This is a genomic window from Pseudaminobacter soli (ex Li et al. 2025), from assembly GCF_029892515.1.
Classification (GTDB): Bacteria; Pseudomonadota; Alphaproteobacteria; order Rhizobiales; family Rhizobiaceae; genus Pseudaminobacter; species Pseudaminobacter soli_A.
Genome location: NZ_JARXVF010000003.1, coordinates 549,424 through 568,393, shown reverse-complemented (window position 1 = coordinate 568,393; position 18,970 = coordinate 549,424). Strand labels below are relative to the sequence as shown.

At 61.8% G+C, this 18,970-nt stretch carries 14 protein-coding genes; 8 read left to right on the top strand and 6 right to left on the bottom strand.

The window, feature by feature from the left end; genetic code table 11:
• Position 1 precedes the first annotated feature (1 nt).
• The 4 genes from sufD to M2281_RS17110 form a co-directional block, all read right to left on the bottom strand.
• A complete protein-coding gene (gene sufD / locus M2281_RS17125; protein WP_280822377.1) occupies positions 2-1,267 on the bottom strand; it encodes a Fe-S cluster assembly protein SufD in 1,266 nt (421 codons plus the stop codon).
• Positions 1,268-1,275: 8 nt separating this feature from the next.
• Entirely contained in the window at positions 1,276-2,031 is a 756-nt protein-coding gene (sufC, locus tag M2281_RS17120) for a Fe-S cluster assembly ATPase SufC (protein WP_280822376.1), read from the bottom strand.
• Between the two features lie 28 nt (positions 2,032-2,059).
• The gene (gene sufB / locus M2281_RS17115; RefSeq protein WP_280822375.1) at positions 2,060-3,577 is read right to left on the bottom strand and encodes a Fe-S cluster assembly protein SufB; all 1,518 of its coding nucleotides are present in this window, start codon (positions 3,575-3,577) and stop codon (positions 2,060-2,062) included.
• A 173-nt stretch (positions 3,578-3,750) separates the two neighbouring features.
• Positions 3,751-4,914, bottom strand: a complete 1,164-nt coding sequence (locus M2281_RS17110) for a cysteine desulfurase family protein (RefSeq protein ID WP_280822374.1) — start codon at positions 4,912-4,914, stop codon at positions 3,751-3,753.
• Between the two features lie 230 nt (positions 4,915-5,144).
• Here M2281_RS17110 and M2281_RS17105 point away from each other — a divergent pair, with 230 nt between their 5' ends.
• From M2281_RS17105 to tyrS, 3 genes are all read left to right on the top strand, one after another.
• Positions 5,145-5,819: an alpha/beta hydrolase gene (locus M2281_RS17105; RefSeq protein ID WP_280822373.1), complete on the top strand. Its 675-nt coding sequence runs from the start codon at positions 5,145-5,147 to the stop codon at positions 5,817-5,819.
• A 21-nt stretch (positions 5,820-5,840) separates the two neighbouring features.
• Entirely contained in the window at positions 5,841-6,497 is a 657-nt protein-coding gene (locus M2281_RS17100) for an FMN-binding negative transcriptional regulator (protein ID WP_280822372.1), read from the top strand.
• Between the two features lie 166 nt (positions 6,498-6,663).
• Positions 6,664-7,917 (top strand): tyrosine--tRNA ligase, encoded by a 1,254-nt coding sequence (tyrS, locus tag M2281_RS17095; RefSeq protein WP_280822371.1) that lies wholly within the window; start codon positions 6,664-6,666, stop codon positions 7,915-7,917.
• 102 nt (positions 7,918-8,019) lie between these two features.
• Here tyrS and M2281_RS17090 read toward each other — a convergent pair whose 3' ends face one another.
• Entirely contained in the window at positions 8,020-11,298 is a 3,279-nt protein-coding gene (locus M2281_RS17090; protein ID WP_342394263.1) for a DUF3971 domain-containing protein, read from the bottom strand.
• A 229-nt stretch (positions 11,299-11,527) separates the two neighbouring features.
• On the opposite strand from M2281_RS17090, the gene M2281_RS17085 reads away from it, so the two are divergent.
• Both M2281_RS17085 and M2281_RS17080 read left to right on the top strand, forming a co-directional pair.
• Entirely contained in the window at positions 11,528-11,995 is a 468-nt protein-coding gene (locus M2281_RS17085) for a peroxiredoxin (RefSeq protein WP_280822369.1), read from the top strand.
• Between the two features lie 180 nt (positions 11,996-12,175).
• Positions 12,176-13,459 (top strand): M23 family metallopeptidase, encoded by a 1,284-nt coding sequence (locus M2281_RS17080; RefSeq protein WP_280822368.1) that lies wholly within the window; start codon positions 12,176-12,178, stop codon positions 13,457-13,459.
• A gap of 48 nt (positions 13,460-13,507) precedes the next feature.
• Here the strand turns inward: M2281_RS17080 and M2281_RS17075 are convergent, their stop codons facing one another.
• Complete coding sequence (locus M2281_RS17075) at positions 13,508-14,362, bottom strand: D-amino-acid transaminase (protein WP_280822367.1); 855 nt, start codon at positions 14,360-14,362, stop codon at positions 13,508-13,510.
• Between the two features lie 352 nt (positions 14,363-14,714).
• On the opposite strand from M2281_RS17075, the gene M2281_RS17070 reads away from it, so the two are divergent.
• From M2281_RS17070 to M2281_RS17060, 3 genes are all read left to right on the top strand, one after another.
• Positions 14,715-15,113, top strand: a complete 399-nt coding sequence (locus tag M2281_RS17070; protein ID WP_280822366.1) for a hypothetical protein — start codon at positions 14,715-14,717, stop codon at positions 15,111-15,113.
• 388 nt (positions 15,114-15,501) lie between these two features.
• Positions 15,502-16,572 carry a glycosyltransferase family 4 protein gene (locus M2281_RS17065; protein WP_280822365.1) on the top strand — a complete coding sequence of 357 codons (1,071 nt, stop codon included), beginning with the start codon at positions 15,502-15,504 and terminating at the stop codon, positions 16,570-16,572.
• Between the two features lie 60 nt (positions 16,573-16,632).
• A complete protein-coding gene (locus tag M2281_RS17060; protein ID WP_280822364.1) occupies positions 16,633-18,798 on the top strand; it encodes an amylo-alpha-1,6-glucosidase in 2,166 nt (721 codons plus the stop codon).
• Positions 18,799-18,970: the final 172 nt, after the last annotated feature.

Here is an 18,970-nt window from a genome sequence, read left to right as displayed (position 1 = left end):
TTCACCCGTGCGCCTGGAACCAGTTGTCGAGAAGCGCTTCCAGCGCATCGACCACCGGCTCGTCTTCCAGTTCCTCGATCACCTCGGCAACGAACGCCTTGACCAGAAGGCCGCGCGCCGTCTTCTCGTCGATGCCGCGCGCCATCAGGTAGAACAGATGGTTGCGGTCGATTTCGGTGACGGTAGCGCCGTGGCCGCATTGCACGTCGTCGGCGAAGATCTCGAGTTCCGGCTTGGTCGAGAACTCGCCCTCGTCCGAAAGCAGCAGCGTGTTGCACGCCATGCGCGCGTCGGTCTTCTGCGCCACCTGGTGCACGTTGATGCGGCCCTGGAACACGCCGTTCGCCCTGCCGGTGACGACGTTGCGCACGATCTCGCGCGATCCGGTATGCGGCACGGCGTGGTCGAGCACCATGGTGACGTCGGTGTGCGTGTCGCCTGCCAGAAGGTTGACGCCGCGCAGCTGGAAGTCCGAGCCCTGGCCCTTGGTGACGACGCGGATCTCCTGACGCACAAGCTTACCGCCGGTGTTCATGACGAACAGCGTCAGCTTGGCGTCCTTGCCGATCCAGGCGTTGAACTGTCCGAGATGGGTTGCCGTATCCGGCTGCTCCTGCACGATCAGCCAGGTGATGTTGGAGCCCTCGCCGACCACCACATTGTCGACCGACGAGACGAGCGCGGCGCCCGTGCCGGTCTGACGCTCGACGATGGTAGCGGTCACGCCCGCGCCCACCTTCACGGCGAGACGCGCATGGACCTGCCCACCGGCCTGCACGTTCTGCAGCTCGATCGGCTTCTCCAGCACCGTGCCGTCTGCGATATCCAGCAGCCAGCCGTCGGCCACGAAGGCGCTGTTCAGCGCACCAATGGCATCGTCCGCATCCTGCGCACCAAGTGCCGACGCGTAGGTGCCGTCACCGAGCTTTTCGGAGACAGCCGAGATCGTGACGCCCTCGATTGCGGGCGCCTTGCCGGCAGCGCCGTTGAGCAGCGCCAATATCGAGGATCCCTCGATGAGCGGAGCGACCGGCGTGGCCTTCGCTGTAGCGTCGAAAGCCGGAACTGCGGTCAGCAGACGGCGCAGGTCCGTGTAATGCCAGGCTTCGATGCGGCGCGTCGGCAGGCCGGCCTTGATGGCCTCGATGGCGGCGTCACGCTTCAGCGTCACCTCGCCGTTGCCCGGCAAGAGCGACAGCCGCTCGCCGAAGGCATCGATCAGCGCCGCCTCGGCCGGTGTCCGCGGAGGTTGTATCTGGACGTTCATGGCTCCCCTCACGCGGCCTCTTCGATGATCCCGGCATAGCCGTTTTCTTCCAGCTCATAGGCCAGCGACTTGTCGCCCGACTTGATGACCTGGCCCTTGTAGAGCACATGCACCGCGTCCGGCACGATGTAGTCGAGCAGGCGCTGGTAGTGGGTGATGACCACGATCGAGCGGTCCGGCGAACGCAGCTGGTTCACGCCATCGGCCACGATCTTCAGCGCATCGATGTCGAGGCCGGAATCGGTCTCGTCGAGCACGCAGAGCTTTGGCTCCAGAAGCTTCATCTGGAGGATTTCGGCGCGCTTCTTCTCGCCGCCGGAGAAGCCGACATTGAGCGGGCGCTTCAGCATGGCAAGGTCCATGCTGAGCTCACCGGCAGCGTGCTTCACGCGCTTCATGAGCTCGGGGATCGAAAGCGGGTCTTCGCCACGCGCCTTGCGCTGGGCATTCATCGCCACCTTCAGGAATTCCATGGTCGCCACGCCCGGTATCTCCATCGGATACTGGAAGGCGAGGAAGATGCCCGAAGCAGCGCGTTCGGCCGGATCCATCTCGAGGATCGACTGGCCGTTATAAAGGATCTCGCCCTCGGTCACCTCATAGTCCTCGCGGCCCGCGAGCACATAGGAAAGGGTCGACTTGCCCGAACCGTTCGGGCCCATGATGGCGGCAACCTCACCGTCCTTAACGGTGAGGTTCAGCCCACGGATGATCTCGACGCCGGTTTCGGCAACGCGGGCATGCAGGTTCTTGATTTCAAGCATTTTTTCTTTTCCTGAATTCCAAATCCGGTCAGCCGACCGATCCCTCGAGGCTAATGCCGATGAGCTTCTGCGCCTCGACGGCGAACTCCATCGGCAGCTCCTGGATGACTTCCTTGACGAAGCCGTTGACGATCAGCGCGATCGCCTCTTCCTCAGGAATGCCGCGCTGCATGACATAAAACTTCTGGTCATCCGAAATCTTGGACGTGGTCGCCTCGTGCTCGAACTTGGCCGTCGAGTTCTTGGCCTCCATGTACGGCACCGTGTGTGCGCCGCACTGGTCGCCGATCAGCAGCGAGTCGCAGTTGGTGAAGTTGCGCGCATTGGTGGCCTTGCGGTGTGCCGAGACCTGGCCGCGATAGGTATTCTGCGAGAAGCCGGCAGCGATGCCCTTGGAGATGATCCGGCTTTTGGTGTTCTTGCCGAGATGGATCATCTTGGTGCCGGAATCGACCTGCTGGTAGCCGTTCGAAACCGCGATCGAATAGAATTCGCCCTGGCTATCATCGCCGCGCAGAATGCAGCTCGGATATTTCCAGGTGATCGCGGAACCCGTCTCCACCTGCGTCCAGGAGATTTTCGAACGCGCGCCACGGCAGTCGCCGCGCTTGGTGACGAAGTTGTAGATGCCGCCCTTGCCCTGGGCGTCGCCCGGGTACCAGTTCTGTACAGTGGAATACTTGATCTCGGCGTCGTCCAGCGCGATCAGCTCGACCACGGCGGCATGAAGCTGGTTCTCGTCGCGCTGCGGCGCGGTGCAACCCTCGAGATAGGAGACGTAGGCTCCTTCCTCGGCGATGATCAGCGTGCGCTCGAACTGGCCGGTGTTCTTCTCGTTGATGCGGAAGTACGTGGAAAGCTCCATCGGGCAGCGAACGCCCTTCGGCACGAACACGAACGAGCCGTCGGTGAACACCGCCGAATTCAGCGTGGCGTAGAAATTATCCGTCGTCGGCACGACCGTGCCGAGATACTTCTTCACCAGCTCCGGATGCTCGCGGATGGCTTCGGAGATCGAGCAGAAGATGACGCCGGCCTTGGCCAGCTCTTCCTTGAAGGTGGTGACAACCGAGACGGAGTCGAAGACGGCGTCGACCGCGACGCGGCCCGACTTGTAGACATTGTCGCCCGCTTCCTCGAACTCGCCTGGCTGCTCCTTCTGCACGCCTGCGAGAATCTCCTGCTCCTTCAGCGGGATGCCGAGCTTCTCATAGACCTTGAGCAGTTCCGGATCGACCTCGTCCAGCGACTTGGGGCCCGACTGGTTCTTCGGGGCTGCGTAGTAGTGGATGTCCTGGAAGTCGATCTTGGGATATTCGACGCGCGCCCAGTTGGGCTCTTCGAGCGTCAGCCAGCGGCGGAAGGCGCCAAGACGCCATTCGAGCATCCATTCCGGTTCGTTCTTCTTGGCGGAAATGAAACGGATGATGTCTTCGTCCAGGCCCTTGGGGGCCTTGTCCGTCTCAATTTCGGTCTCGAATCCGTACTTGTACTGGTCCACATCGATCTTGCGGACCTGCTCGATGGTCTCCTGCACAGCAGGCATCAGCGTTCTCCATCCACGCCGGAGTCAAGGTCCGGCAGTTTTCAAACTATGGCACCGCGGTGCGGCGTAAGTTCCATATAGTGTACCTTGGCCGGGAATTCACCCGCCGAAAGCGCCGCAGGCGCCCCCAAGGCACACCGACTTCTTGGTCCAAGGACCGGTTTGCAAGCCACTTACGCGGCTTGCGGCTTTTCGGCACGCCGGGCCAGAAGGCCCGACAGCGCCGCTGTAAATTGCGCGATCTCGGCTCCCGTGGTGGCCGGACCGATGGACACGCGCAGCGCTCCCTCCGGCCTGTCATGCCCCATCGCCTTCAGCACATGGCTGGGACCGACCTTGCCCGACGAGCAGGCCGAACCCGCCGAAAGGGCAACGCCAGCGAGGTCGAACGCGATCTGCGCCGTTTCCGACTTGATGCCGGGAATAGCGAAGAAAATCGTATTGGCAAGGCGCTCGACCCTTCGCCCAAAGATTTCCGCATCCGGCGCCAGCGTCTGGATCGAAGTCTCGATCTCGTCGCGCAATGCCCGAACCTCATCCATGCGCCCAAGTGCCGCCAGTGCCTGTGCCGCCGCAGCGCCGAACCCGGCGATCGCGGCGAGATTTTCCGTGCCGGCCCTAAAACCCTTTTCCTGGCCGCCGCCGATGATGAGCGGCTTGGGCATCATCAGGTCCGAACAGGCCACGAAGGCGCCAGCGCCCTGTGGGCCGCCGATCTTGTGCGACGACAGGATCAGATAGTCGACATAACCGGCTGAAATATCGAGCGGAATGCGCCCTGCCGCCTGCACCGCATCTGCCACGAAGACGCCGCCTGCCGCTTTCACGACCCGGCCGATCTCCTCGAGCGGCTGGACGACGCCGGTTTCGTTGTTGGCGGCATGGATCGCCACCAGCGGCAGGCCATCGGCCTTGTCGTGCGCAGCCAAGGCTGCAGCGAGAGCGTCGAGATCGACGACGCCATCGGCGTTCACGCCGATCTGCACCGTGCTCCCTGCTCCGAAGCGGCCGCCATTCAGCACGCAGGGATGATCGGCGGCACTGACATAGACTTTGCCCATGCGGAGCGGCGATCGCCCCATCTGCCAGTCGGCAGTGAGCAGCGTCGTCGCGGCTTCGGTCGCGCCCGAGGTTAAGACCACATGCTCCGCCTTGCCATTGACCAATGCGGCCACGTCCCGGCGGGCGGTTTCAATGAGGCGGCGCGCTGCGCGGCCCTCGCTGTGAACGGAGGAAGCGTTGGCCGAGGAATCCAGCGCGGCAAGCATCGCCTCGCGCGCTGAAGGCAGCAACGGAGCGCTTGCGTTATAATCGAGATAGGCGCGGGAGGCGGCCATTTGGGCTCGATTTGTCCTCTTAGCTCATATTCGGGCGGCTTAAACGTTATTTCCTTGAAATTACAAGGCCAGACGTCCTATTTAGCCGCTTTGCCAAACTCGTGGCGTGCCAACGAGTTTTGAACAGTTCTAAACTAGCTTGTAGGAAGGCGCCTACCGCGCGTCAAGGCTAGCAACGAGAATTGTTTCGAATGGCAGTCAAGTTTTGCGCGAGTCAAGTGGAGTTATAAATGCCTGAGGTCATTTTCGCCGGTCCGGCGGGTCGTCTGGAAGGCCGCTATCAGCCGTCGACAGAGAAGAATGCGCCGATCGCCATCATCCTGCACCCGCACCCCCAGTTCGGCGGCACGATGAACAACAAGATCGTCTACGACCTCTTCTATATGTTCCAGAAGCGGAATTTCACCACCCTGCGCTTCAATTTCCGCGGCATCGGCCGCAGCCAGGGCGAGTTCGACCACGGCACGGGCGAGCTCTCGGATGCGGCCGCCGCGCTCGACTGGATCCAGGCCCTGCATCCTGATTCCAAGTCGTGCTGGGTCGCGGGCTATTCCTTCGGCGCCTGGATCGGCATGCAGCTTCTGATGCGCCGCCCGGAGATCGAGGGTTTCATCTCGGTCGCGCCGCAGCCCAACACCTATGACTTCTCGTTCCTGGCGCCCTGCCCGTCGTCCGGCCTCATCATCCATGGCGACGCCGACAAGGTGGCCCCGCCGAAGGATGTGCAAGGCCTGGTCGACAAGCTGCACACGCAGAAGGGCATTACCATCACCCAGAGGACCCTTTCGGGCGCCAACCACTTCTTCGCCAATCACAGCGAGCTGCTGATCGAGGAATGCGCCGACTATCTCGACCGCCGTCTGGCGGGCGAGCTGGCCGATCCGCGCCCGAAGCGTCTCCGGTAACACTCAAGAGGAACAGCAGCCATGTACCAGCCCCCTCATTTCATCGAGACGCGGCTGGACGTGCTGCACGCCCTCATCCGCGCGCATCCGCTCGGTCTGCTCATCTCCAACGGCGCGGAAGCTGGCATCACGGCCAACGCCGTGCCGTTTTTGCTGGATGCGGAGATTGCGCCCAACGGCAGGCTGCGGGCGCATATGGCCAAGGCCAACGGGCAATGGCGCCAGATCGCCGAAAACCCGGACGCGCAGGTTCTGGTCGTCTTCCAGGGCGTCGACACCTATGTGACGCCCTCCTGGTACGAGACCAAGCGCGAGACCGGCAAAGTCGTGCCGACCTGGAACTACGCGATGGTTCAGGTGCGCGGCCGGGCGCGCGTGATCGACGATGCCACCTGGCTCGCGGGCCAAGTGTCGGAACTGACGGCCACCCACGAAGCTGAGCGCGCGGTGCCATGGGCGGTGACCGACGCGCCCGAGAGTTACGTCCAGTCGCAGCTCAAAGGCATCATCGGCTTCGAAATCGAAATCGCAGAAATTTCCGGCAAGTGGAAGGTCAGCCAGAATCGCCCCATCGCCGATCGTGCCGGTGTGGCTGAAGGGCTCGATGCCGAGGACTCGGCCGAGGCTGAGGAGATGGCGAAGCTGGTTCGCTCCTATGGCGGGCTCGAAAACGGGTAACCCCCGAAATTTCTCGCCCATCGCTTAATTCATCGACCTATAAGCACGGCAATAAGCCCTCTTTTGGCTGCCTGTTCTTGTGATTCTCAGCTGCCGGGTGCTAAACGGCAGCTGTCTTGCCGCGCCTTCTCGAAATGCGTGGCTTCTGTCTCGGGAAAAGAAAGATATGTCCGCCTTCAAATCCGACTTCCTGCGCATCCTTTCCGAGCGCGGTTTCGTCCATCAGACCTCTGATGACACCGGCCTCGACAAGCTTTTCGCGACGGAAACGGTTTCGGCCTATATCGGCTTCGACCCGACGGCGCCGAGCCTGCATGCAGGCGGCCTGATCCAGATCATGATGCTCTATTGGATGCAGCAGACCGGGCACCAGCCCGTCGCTCTGATGGGCGGCGGCACCGGCATGGTGGGCGACCCGTCCTTCAAGGACGAGGCCCGCAAGCTGATGACGGTCGATACGATCCAGTCGAACATCGACAGCATCAAGAAGGTCTTCTCGAACTACCTGACCTTCGGCGAGGGCTCGCGCGACGCGCTGATGGTCAACAATGCCGACTGGCTGCGCCCGCTGAACTATCTCGAATTCCTGCGCGATGTCGGCCAGTATTTTTCGGTCAATCGCATGCTGAGCTTCGATTCGGTCAAGCTGCGCCTCGACCGCGAGCACTCGCTGTCGTTCCTCGAATTCAACTACATGATCCTGCAGGCCTACGACTTCGTGGAGCTCAACAAGCGCTACGGCGTGCGGTTGCAGATGGGCGGCTCCGACCAGTGGGGCAACATCGTCAACGGCATCGACCTCGGCCATCGCATGGGCACGCCGCAGCTCTACGCGCTGACCTCGCCGCTGCTGACGACCTCGTCGGGCGCGAAGATGGGCAAGTCGCTGAACGGCGCCGTTTGGCTGAACGCCGACATGCTCTCGGCCTATGACTTCTGGCAGTACTGGCGCAACACGGAAGACGCCGACGTCGAGCGCTTCCTGAAGCTCTACACCACCCTGCCGATGGACGAGATCGCGCGGCTAGGCAAGCTCGGCGGCTCGGAGATCAACGACGCCAAGAAGGTGCTTGCCACCGAGGTGGCGGCGATGCTGCACGGCCGCGAGGCCGCCGAGCAGGCGGCCGAAACCGCGCGCAAGACGTTCGAGGAAGGCGCATTCGCCGACACGCTGCCGACCGTCGAGATCGGCAAGGACGAACTCCAGGCCGGCATCGGCCTGCTGTCGCTCTTCGTCACCGCCGGCCTTGCCGCCTCCAACGGCGAAGCCCGCCGCCACGTACAGGGCGGTGCCGTGCGCCTCAACGACGAACAGACCTCGGATGAGCGTCGCCTGGTGACGACCGCCGACCTGACCGCCGATGGCGTGGTCAAGCTCTCGCTCGGCAAGAAGAAGCACATTCTAATCCGACCTGCCTGACGCCCAACCGGATAGCCAGACACATAAAAAGCCCGCCGGCGCATCGCATCGGCGGGCTTTTCTATTCTTAGGTTTTGCTGCCGGATCGGGCGGTTCGCCGACCTACTGGAACTCGAAGATCGAGCGGAAAATGCCCGGCGCGATCACAGACAGCGGGTTGATCTGCAAATTCGGCGTCTTCGCATTGCCGTTGAGCTTGTAGGTCACGCCGATCAAGCCGCGATCGCGGCCATTGCCGAGAATGGCGCCGACGATCGGGATTTCGCCGAAAATCCGGTTCAGGCCATAGGCCGGCATGAAGGTGCCCGTCATCGACATGTTGCCGTACTCGTCATAGAGCGTGCCCTGGAAGGTCGTGCCGATCAGCGGGCCGCGCAACACGCCATTGCCGATCTTCAGATAGCCGGGCCCCTTCTCGATCTGCGCCGAGCCACGCTCGAACTGGACACGCGAGGTGTCGATCTCGCTCTTGACGGCCTCATTCAGGCTACGCTTGTCGCCGGGCGGTGTGGTCGAAACGATGGAGGCCAGCTTGGGCTCGTTGGCGACCCAGAAATCACTGGCATCGACCTTGCCGCGCATCGGCCCACCGCCATTGTCGGACAGGGCCAGCTTGATGGCGCCGCCCTGCATATGGTCGTAGATGTTGAGGAAGCGGAGCAGCGAGCCGGCGTCGGACGACTGCATCTGCAGGCTGTGCTGACCGCCATCGGATGAATTGGTCACCGATACTGCGCCGCCGCCCCCCGTGGTCGCGGTGATACGCAGCCCCTCGATCTTGGAGCTTGCGCCGCTATAGCTGAGCAGAACGTTGGAAAGCTGCTCGCCGCCGAATCCGGCAAGCGACTTGACGTCCAAATTGACGGAAACGGGGGTGCTGCTGCTGTTGGGCTTGTCGCCCTCGCCGACACCTGAGGTGAATTGCTTGATCAGCGGACGCGCATCGAGCGCGTTGCCGATGATGTCCACCTGATAGCCCTTCCCCATCCGCTTGATCGCGACCGCGACGTCGTCGTCACGATTGAGCTGGACGGTGTCGAAACGCGCAGACGACAGGTTGCCGTTGGCCAGTGTCACCGTGCCACCAATGGTGAAGGATTTGCCTTCGAGCTTGAAATCCGAAAGGGTGGAAACATCCTTCGACTTCTCCAGCGAGAAGCTGAGATTTGCCGGAATGCCCGGCCCCTTCGTCCAGCCTGCCCACGGCACGTCGAGCTGAACGTTGGTCAGGTCGGCGCTCACCTTCTGCTTGCCGTCCGCACCACCGGCGTCGAGATTGACCTTCATCGTGCCCGAAATCAGCGACGACAGCCCCGGTGCGAGTGTCGCGCGCGCCTTCTCGTCGAGCGAAAGCTGGATCTTGCGCTGGCGCGCCGGACCGTCCTTGCCCAGCGGCTCGACCATCGCGATTTCGGCCGGCACGCCGTTGAGCTTGGCCGCAGCGTCGATCACCGCCTTATTCGGCTCGATCGTGATGCTGCCATTGGCATCGGTGATTTTCTGGTTGTCGAACGGCCTGGCCAGCGACAACCCCTCGTAGTCGAGCACGACACGCCAGTCGAGACGACCGGTGTCTATGCCCTTTTGCAGGGGAATGTCGGCCTTGACGTTGCCGGTAACCTTGCCCCTGAATTCCTCAGGCTTCATGCCCACGAAGCGCATCGCGTTGATCGGCTCGTAGGTTGCCAGTTCGGTGATGGCGTCGGCATCTCCCGCAACATTCATGTCCAGCATGCCGATCAGCGGGGGCCGGTTGGCGTGCTCAATCCGCAGCTTTCCGTTGCTGGCTTCAACGCTGCGACCGCTGGTCAGGAAGACGGTTCCCGAGGACAGGGAGATGTCGACGTCGTTGCCACGGAACTCGACGTTGCCGATAGCATCGCGAACAGGCGGAATGACGCCCGTCGTGTCGAAGCGTGCGCCCTCCACCTGAAAGCGCCCCGACACTTCGTCGGCCGTCAGCGAGATGCCGTTGCCGAGCCTGTCGGGCGGGACATTGAAGTCGATCCTGCCGTCGACAACCCGTCCGCCGAACACGTGGTCCATCACCCAGTGCCGCGCGCCTTTGGCGGCAAACCAGGGCCAGAGCTGTTTGACGTGCGAAACCGGCATGTCGTGCACGTTGAGCGCCAGGGATATGCCCGGCGTGCCACCGCTCAGATCGAGCGACGCCTCTCCGGCTGCTTCGCCCGCGCCGCTGTTGATCGCGATCTCATTGGCGGCCAACAGCTTGCTGTCGCCGTCAAAAGTGCCGTTGATCCGCGCAAGGAAATCGAGCGCCGGCTCGGGTGAATCGACTGGCGCGGCCGTGGTGCGGCTGCTGACGAGTTCATAGCGATAGACTGGCTTGTCGCCGGGCTCTCCGCTCGCTGGGCGCGGGCCGACCGCACCGTTGAATTCGAGATTGCTCCGGCCGCTCTTCACGCGCAGCCGGTCGATCTCGAGCTTGTCGGAACCGGCCAGCAATGTGGCATGGAGATCGAGGCCGCCTTCGAATGTTCCCTCCTTGCCCAGGTCGATCGTGGAATTGCCAAGGGCGAGCGACGCAGTCAGCGTGTCGGCGTCCGTGCCAATCCCTTCCTGTCCGGCAATCTCCAGATCAAGATCGCCCAGCGAATTTGCGCCTTGCTGCGGCACCCTCGTCGCCGGCCACGAGGCCTCCTCGCTTGCGCTATTGGCCGTGATCTGGAGGGCGCTGATGCGCTTGGAGACCTCATCGCGCGACGAAGTCCCCGCAAGCTGCAGTTGGCGGCCATCGATATCGAGGTCCGCAGAGAAGATCAGCTCGTCCCGCCCGACAGCCTTGAACTGCGCGTAGTCGATACGCACGACGCGCACATGTCCGCCCTCGGGAAGGACGAACTCCACCTTTTCCAGTTCGATCTGCCGGGTGGAGCCGATCTGCAATGCATCGAAGGCGCGGTGGACCTCGGCAAAGATTGCCTTCGTCATCCGGTCCGGATCGATCAGGCCGCGATCGTTGCGGAGAATGGTCGTCCAGTCGCCTTGTGCGGCCAAAGGCATTGCGCCGGCATTGATCCGGGCATCCGAAATCTTCACGCTGCCAAGCCGCACATTGCCGCTCAGGAGCGGCAGGAAGCGAAGGCCGAAGCGGACGTTGCCCGCTTCCACGATGGGCATTCCCTGCTTGGTCTTGATGCTGACATCGTTCACGCCGAGCGCGACAAGCCGCGAGCCGTCGATCGACAGGCTGGCAGGCCCCAGGGAGGCAGCAACATCGACGCCGGCAAATGCGGAAATCGCCCGTTCGGCTTCACCGCGCAAAGGACCAGTGCCGATCCCGGAAAGGCCGACCACATAGAGCAGCACGGCAACCAGCCCTATCACCGTCGCCGAGGCGATCAACGTCCAAAGCGCCATCTTTCCGGCACGTCGCCCCAAGCGCTTATGCCGGCTGGTGAAATGATGCTTTATTGCCGATGGACAGGCGCCAAGATCTGCGATCTCGTCACGTCGAAAACGTATCTTCTCGTGTTTGGGTAGTTCGTGGCCCACACGGACTCCGGTTGCATCATTCAGCCGTGGACGAATCCGCGAACAACATTATATCTCTGGCGCTTCGCGCGTAACCTTAAACAAGGGCATTCATATGACCGAACTCGAGACCGGACAGAAGGCTCCAGATTTCGATCTTCCGCGCGACGGGGGCGGCGCGTTGTCGCTTTCCAGCCTTAACGGACGCAAGGTCGCGCTGTACTTCTACCCCAAGGACGACACAAGCGGATGCACGGCTGAAGCGATTGATTTTTCTGCACTAAAGGCAGAGTTCGAGAAGGCCGATACAGTCGTGGTCGGTATTTCCCCCGACAGTATAAAGAGCCATGACAAATTCAAGGCCAAACATGACTTGGATGTGGATCTGGTTGCTGATGAAGAGCGAAAGACGCACGAAGACTATGGCGTCTGGGTCGAAAAGAGCATGTACGGCCGCAAATATATGGGCGTCGAGCGCAGCACCTTCCTGATCGGATCCGATGGCCGGATCGCCCGGATCTGGCGCAAGGTGAAGGTCCCCGGCCACGCCCAGCAAGTTCTGGATGCCGCCCGCGCGCTGTAGCCTGGCCCGGCGCATCTTTGCTCCCTTCACGGCATGCCCGCCACTGTGTTTGGCGGGCATTTTGTTTGTGCCGCTTCTCTCTCCCTTCGAATGTCACAGGGCAACCGCCGGCAAGGCAAAGCTTTGTTAACCCTAACAATGTGTAATCGGGTCGTTGCTTCGCTGTGAAAGTTCGATTCCGTGAAACACTCTGGTCAGACGACTGTTTTCGGCAGGCGCAAGGAACCACACACCGTCATCATCGCCCGCGGCGATGATATCAGGCACTTCACCGTGCGCCCCTGGATATTGGCATTTCTGGGCTCGGCGCTGGCGACTATCGTCATCGGCTATCTGCTTGCGACGTCCTATCTGGTCCTGCGCGACGATCTCATTGGCGCGATGGCAGCGCGCCAGGCGCGCTTGCAGCAGGCCTATGAAGACCGCATCTCCGCTTTGCGCGCGCAGGTCGATCGCATCACCAGCCGGCAGTTGCTCGATCAACAGCTCGTCGAGACCAAGGTCGGCGAACTGCTTCAGCAACAATTGCAGCTCAGCAGTCGTCATGGTCGCCTTGCCCCGCTGCTCGATCGTGCCGCCGCAGCCGAAACGCCACAACCAAGCGCGGCATCGTCGACCGACGTCAAACCGGAAATCCGTGCAAGCCTGAGCGACGACGGCACGACAGCGCCAAGCATGGCATCCGCCTTCGCTGCCCCAGCTCCTGCGAAATCCAGCGCCTTCTGGTCTTTGCTCAAAAGCCCGCAGGCAAGCGAGACGGCGGCCGATCACGCCGACAAGCTCTTCGCCTCGATAAAACAATCGCTGAAGGCGATCGAAAGCGAGCAGCTGGCACGCATAAACTCGTTGACCGAAAATGCCTACCAGACGGCCGACGCCATTTCCGAAGCGTTAGAGTCCTCAGGCGTGCAGGTCGATTCAGACTACGGCAAGAGCGATGTCGGCGGCCCGCTGATTGCCATCGAAAATCCGAACATGTTCGACGCCAGGGTCCAGGAACTCGACGAGAGCCTGGATCGGCTGGACAAGATGAAGGAGACGGCGCGGCGCCTACCGATCGCCAACCCCGCTCCTGGACGTCCGGTTTCCAGCACTTTCGGCGTGCGCCCGGACCCTATTCTCGGCACGCCTGCCCTGCACTCAGGCATGGACTTTCGCGCTCCCTCGGGTTCCGCCGCACGCGCAACCGCGCCCGGGACAGTCGTGAAGGCTGGATGGAATGGAGGCTATGGGCGCATGGTCGAGATCGACCACGGTTTTGGCTTTTCCACGCGCTATGCCCATCTCAGCCGGATTGACGTCAAGGAAGGCCAAAAAGTCTCGCTTGGCGAAGTCGTCGGCGAAGTAGGCACCACAGGGCGCTCGACCGGGCCGCATCTTCACTACGAGGTTCGCCAAAACGGCGAAGCCGTGAACCCGCTGCGCTTCCTGAAACTTGGCAAGGAGCTCGGGCGCTATCTGTGAAAATCGATAGCGCCGCGGATTATTTTCCCGATACCGGAGGCATAGCCTTCAAATCGCGCTTTTGAGGCTTTCCTCGATGTAGATCTGGCGCAGTCGCTGCGCCACGGGGCCCGGTTTGCCATCGCCCAACACAGTTCCATCGATCTCCACCACCGGGCAGACAAAGCCGGTCGCCGAGGTCGTGAAGGCCTCGCGTGCGGCGAGCGCTTCCTCGACTGAGAAGGCTCGCTCCTCAACCTTCATCTGCAGCTCGCGCACGCAGTTCAGCACCGCCGCACGCGTGATGCCGGGAAGGATGTCGTGCGACAACTCACGCGTCACGATCGTGCCGTCCTGGGTGACGATATAGGCGTTGTTGGAAGTGCCCTCGGTGATCTTGCCGTCCTGCACCAGCCAGGCATCGTCGACGCCCTGCCCCTTGGCGATCATCTTGGCCATGGACGGATAGAGGAGCTGCACCGTCTTGATGTCGCGTCTGCCCCAGCGCAGATCCTCGACGGTCACGACGCGCGCGCCCCGCGCAGCCACCGGGTTTGCGATGACGGGGCGGGCCTGCGTGAACAGAACCAACGTCGGCGTGGCCGATTCCGGATAGGCGAAATCGCGATCGGCAGCGCCGCGCGTGATCTGCATATAGACCATGCCTTCAGTGACTGCGTTCAATTCCACCAGCCTGCGGTGGATTTGCAGCAGCTCCTCCTCGGAGCACGGCATGCGCATTTGAAGCTCGTCCAGTGAGCGGCGCAGCCGGCGAATATGGCCGGCGAAATCGACCAGCTTGCCGTTCAGCACCGAGGTGACCTCATAGACGCCGTCGGCGAACAGAAAGCCCCTGTCGAAAACCGATATCTTAGCTTCACGCTCGGGGACGTAATCGCCGTTCACATAAACTGTCCGTTCCATCGAATCGCTCGTTTCTGCCGCGAAAGCCCGAAACTAGTGCAACGGGCGCTTCGATGGAACGAAGCCTTCGCTAGTCGCGATATTTCAGGAAACGTTCGGGGCTTAAGCAGGGCAGCGGCCTACCACGGCGCGCGTCAATTGCGCCCCAAAAAACCAGAAGCCCGCCAATCCCTTGGGGGATGGCGGGCTATTGCCTGGGCGGTTGACCGCCACGGTACTCATTACACAACCGTAGACGCCGGACTATGGTAGCCCTCAGTCAAAAAATCATTAACGCGGGCCGACGCCACCGAGCGCCGGCGACCCGCCTATTCACAAATCGGCATCAGTCGTCGGACTTATGGTTCTTGTGATGATGGTGATGGTGGTGGGCAATGTTGCCGTTGCCATTGCCATTTCCGTTGTTGTTGCCCGAGTTGTTGTTGCCGTTCCCATTTCCGTTGTTGGATCCGGAATTGCCGTTTCCGTTGTTGTTTCCGTTGCCGTTTCCGGAGTTGTTGTTTCCGTTGCCGCCACCGTTGTTGTTTCCGGAGTTGTTGTTGCCGTTGCCGTTTCCGTTGTTCGACCCGGTATTATGATTACCGTTGCCGTTGCCGTTGTTGCTCCCGGAATTGCCATTGCCGTTTCCGTTGCCATTGCCGCTGCCGCCACCACCCATATTGCCCCCTGCGATGGCAAGCGCCGTCGTTGCAAACAGCACGATGGCTGTCGAAAGAAGCTTCTTCATATCCCGTTCCTTTCACTGAAGTGACCCGTCGAAAAATATTTCTCGGTTTCCGCGAAACTCAAATTTCATTCAAAGTATCGCATCAGTATTTTTAACAACGGACGGCGCAATAACAAATCAGGATAAACGCCATTGCTTGATGGGTATAATTCCATCGCATTATATTTTTATTTGAAACAGAACACCAATTAACCCGACAGCCATCAATTAAATACTACAAGAACTGATCAGGATTTGACGTCGAGGGTGTCAGGTATTTCATCGCAGCGAAGCGGCATAGTCCTGACGGGGATTTCCCCATCACGCCGCCTTCGGCGCGGGGACTGAAAATCTGGCGCGTTGAAAAATTTCCGATGCAACAAGCGCTTGGCTGGAGCGTTGCACGCCTGTTGATGTTTACCGGAATGCATTCATGAGGATTGCCCACATCGCTCCGCTCTACGAATCCGTGCCCCCGAAATTCTATGGCGGAACCGAGCGCATCATCTGCTATCTCGTCGATGAGCTGGTGCGGATGGGGCACGACATCACCCTGTTCTCCAGCGCCGACTCGAGAACGAGCGCGCGCCTGGCCGCGGTACGCGATCAAGCCCTGCGGCTTGACCCTTACCCGCTGAAGTCGGCCACCGCCGCCCATTATTCCATGCTGGATGAAGTCCGCCGCCGCTCGGCCGAGTTCGACATCCTGCATTTCCATCTCAGCCATTTCCTGCATTTCCCGTTCTTCGAGCACATGCCGGAGCGAACCGTCACGACGCCGCACGGGCGCCTCGACTACAAGGATTTGCGGGCCGCCTATCGCCGCTGGCCGCGCTTTCCCATGATCTCGATCTCGCACAGCCAACGGCGGCCGCTCGAGGAGGCCAACTGGGTGGGCACGATCCACCACGGCATGCCGCTCGATCTCTACCGTCCGCTGGACAGGATGAGCGCCGACGCAGGCTACCTCGCCTTCCTCGGCCGGCTGTCGCGCGACAAGCGACCGGACCGCGCCATCGAAATCGCCCGTCGCACTGGCATGAGGTTGAAGATAGCCGCCAAGATCGGCGATGATGACCGCGCTTATTTCCACGAGGCGGTCGAACCGCTGATAGACGGCCAGCAGATCGAATATCTCGGCGAGATCGGCGAGGCCGAGAAGCAGGCATTCCTGGGCAATGCCGCGGCCCTGATCCTCCCCATCGACTGGCCCGAACCCTTCGGCCTGGTCGCCATCGAGGCCATGGCTTGCGGCACGCCCGTCATCGCCTGGAACAATGGTGCCCTGCCCGAAGTCGTAGACCAGGGCGTGACCGGCTTCATCGTCAGCTCGGTGGATGCCGCGGTCCTGGCAGTGGCGAAGCTAGAAGAACTCGACCGCGGCCGAGTTCGCGTCGTCTTCGAACGGCGCTTTTCGGTTTCGCGCATGACCAATGACTATATGAGGGTATACGAGCGGTTGATCGACATGTCCCACAGCCCCGCAAGCCAGGTTGCCAGCTGACGCGAACATGTCCGGCGTCCAATTTTGGCCTCATCCTGCGTTAGGCTCGGGGAGGTAGCCATGACACAGCTTGATGAAAGACAACTGGATCCTGCAGTAGCCTTGGCGTCGTTGGACGATGTGGCGCCAAGGGAGCCGGCGCGCCAATATGCGCTCAAGCACGGCGATTGTTTCGTCGTCGCGGACTCCTATGGCGACATACATGGCGGCGGCGACGGCCTGTTCCTTGACGACACAAGGATACTCTCGCTTTACCGCCTCACGATCGGCGACCAGCCACCGTCACTGCTTGGCGCATCGCTGAGCCAGGACAACGTCCTGTTCCGGACGAACCTCACCAACTTGCCGCTGCCGACTGGCGAAGGTGGGAGAACCCGGCAGGGTGTCATCCACATCGAGCGCACGCGACTGATCTGGAACGACCGGATGTATGAGCGCATCGCGCTGTCGAACTACGGCGAAAGCGAAGTCGTGTTGCCGCTGAAGCTGCACTTCGAAGCGGACTTCCGCGACATGTTCGAAGTGCGAGGCTCCCAGCGCAGCCGTCGCGGTCTCGCCTTCGAGGCGCAACCGGACGGTGACAGCGTGACCATGCGCTACCACGGCCTGGATGATGTGGTTCGGGAAGCGACGATTTCGTTTTCCCAAATTCCGACGCATCTCAAGGGAAACCACGCCGAGTTCGTGCTCCGCCTGCCGAGGCGGGTGCGCGAGACATTGTTCGTCGAGGTCGGAAGAGGCCCAACGTCCCCAAATCGAATGCGTTTTCGTGCGGCAGCGGCGCGTGCCCGCTTCGTGATGCGCTCGAAGCGGCGCCATGGCGCGACGATCCACAGTTCCGGTCGCGTGTTCAACGACTGGATAGCGCGTGCCCGCGCCGACATTGCGCTGCTCACCACCGACCTTGCGACGGGCCCCTACCCCTATGCCGGCATTCCGTGGTTCTCCACCGCCTTCGGGCGTGACGGCGTCATCTCGGCCCTGCAGATGCTTTGGATCGATCCCAGGCTTACGCGCGGTGTCCTTGCGTTCCTTGCCCAGCATCAGGCTGAGGAAACCTCGCCCTTCAGCGACTCCGAGCCCGGCAAGATCATGCATGAGACCCGCAAGGGCGAGATGACCATCCTGAAGGAACTGCCCTTCGGACGATATTATGGCGGGGTGGATACCACGCCGCTCTATGTGTACCTCGCCTGCGCCTATGCCGACCGAACCGGCGACATGGATTTCATCGACCAGCTGTGGCCGTCGATCCAGGCCGCAGCAGGGTGGATGGACCGCGCTATTGACCGCGACCCGAACGGCTTCATCACCTATCAGCGCGCGGCCGATACCGGCCTGACCAACCAGGGCTGGAAAGACAGCTATGACGCCGTCTTTCACGAGGACGGTCGCGTTCCCAGGGGACCGATCGCCCTGGTGGAAGTGCAGGGCTATGCCTATGCCGCCTATAGCCGCTTGGCGTCCCTGGCCTGCAGGCGCGGCGACGTCTTGCGCGCGGAGGCTTGGAAAGCGCGCGCGGAGAAGATGCGGCAAGCGGTCGAAAACCGGTTCTGGATGGAGGACCGGAAGTTCTATGCCCTGGCGATCGATGGCGACAACGAGCCATGCCGCGTGCGGACCTCGAATGTCGGCCATCTGCTGTCTTGCGGGCTGCCTTCGCCGGAACGAGCGCAGCATGTCGCCGAACAGCTCTTGTCGGCGCCGTTCCATACGGGCTGGGGCATTCGAACGCTTGCCGAGGACGAGATATTCTTCAACCCGATGTCGTACCACAACGGCTCGATCTGGCCCCACGATACGGCCATCTGCGCGGCCGGGCTGGCGCGCTACGGCAATCGTGATCACGTCGTCCGCCTGCTGAGCAACACCTTCGAGGCGGCGGTGCATTTCGACATGCGGTTGCCGGAGCTGTTCTGCGGTTTTCCGCGAGCGGTCGGCGAGGCGCCGATTGCCTATCCGGTAGCCTGCCTGCCGCAAGCCTGGTCCTCGGGTGCGGTGTTCATGCTCCTGCAGGCATGCCTGGGCGTCCAGGTCGATGGCTGGCGCGGCGAAGTACAGGTCGAACAGTCATATCTGCCGATCGGTATCGACAGCCTCACCGTTCGCCATCTCCGCGTCGGCCAGTCGGTGTACGACCTGACATTCCAGCGCTTCGGCGATCGGGTCATCGCCGATCTTCAGACGCACGACCACAGCCCCGCGCCCGTCATCATGCGCTCGTAGCTTCCCCTCTCCTGCAAAAATTGCGGAACCCTAGCGGCTGCGAGGCGTTCGGAACCATCGTCACATAGCGCTTCGTCGAGCCTCCGGGTGGTCCCTGAGGATCGGCCGATCGCTTCGACTGCGCCGGCCTTGCCCCTGTGGGCCAACATCATCCTGCCGGCACGCTCTTCCG

Coding starts and splice junctions, on each gene's coding strand:
- tyrS (WP_280822371.1), top strand. CDS start 6,664: ATGTCCGCCTTCAAATCCGACTTCCTGCGCATCCTTTCCGAGCGCGGT.
- M2281_RS17060 (WP_280822364.1), top strand. CDS start 16,633: ATGACACAGCTTGATGAAAGACAACTGGATCCTGCAGTAGCCTTGGCG.
- M2281_RS17075 (WP_280822367.1), bottom strand. CDS start 14,362: ATGGAACGGACAGTTTATGTGAACGGCGATTACGTCCCCGAGCGTGAA.
- M2281_RS17065 (WP_280822365.1), top strand. CDS start 15,502: ATGAGGATTGCCCACATCGCTCCGCTCTACGAATCCGTGCCCCCGAAA.
- sufC (WP_280822376.1), bottom strand. CDS start 2,031: ATGCTTGAAATCAAGAACCTGCATGCCCGCGTTGCCGAAACCGGCGTC.
- M2281_RS17105 (WP_280822373.1), top strand. CDS start 5,145: ATGCCTGAGGTCATTTTCGCCGGTCCGGCGGGTCGTCTGGAAGGCCGC.
- sufB (WP_280822375.1), bottom strand. CDS start 3,577: ATGCCTGCTGTGCAGGAGACCATCGAGCAGGTCCGCAAGATCGATGTG.
- M2281_RS17100 (WP_280822372.1), top strand. CDS start 5,841: ATGTACCAGCCCCCTCATTTCATCGAGACGCGGCTGGACGTGCTGCAC.
- M2281_RS17090 (WP_342394263.1), bottom strand. CDS start 11,298: ATGGCGCTTTGGACGTTGATCGCCTCGGCGACGGTGATAGGGCTGGTT.
- sufD (WP_280822377.1), bottom strand. CDS start 1,267: ATGAACGTCCAGATACAACCTCCGCGGACACCGGCCGAGGCGGCGCTG.
- M2281_RS17110 (WP_280822374.1), bottom strand. CDS start 4,914: ATGGCCGCCTCCCGCGCCTATCTCGATTATAACGCAAGCGCTCCGTTG.
- M2281_RS17070 (WP_280822366.1), top strand. CDS start 14,715: ATGATGGTGATGGTGGTGGGCAATGTTGCCGTTGCCATTGCCATTTCC.
- M2281_RS17085 (WP_280822369.1), top strand. CDS start 11,528: ATGACCGAACTCGAGACCGGACAGAAGGCTCCAGATTTCGATCTTCCG.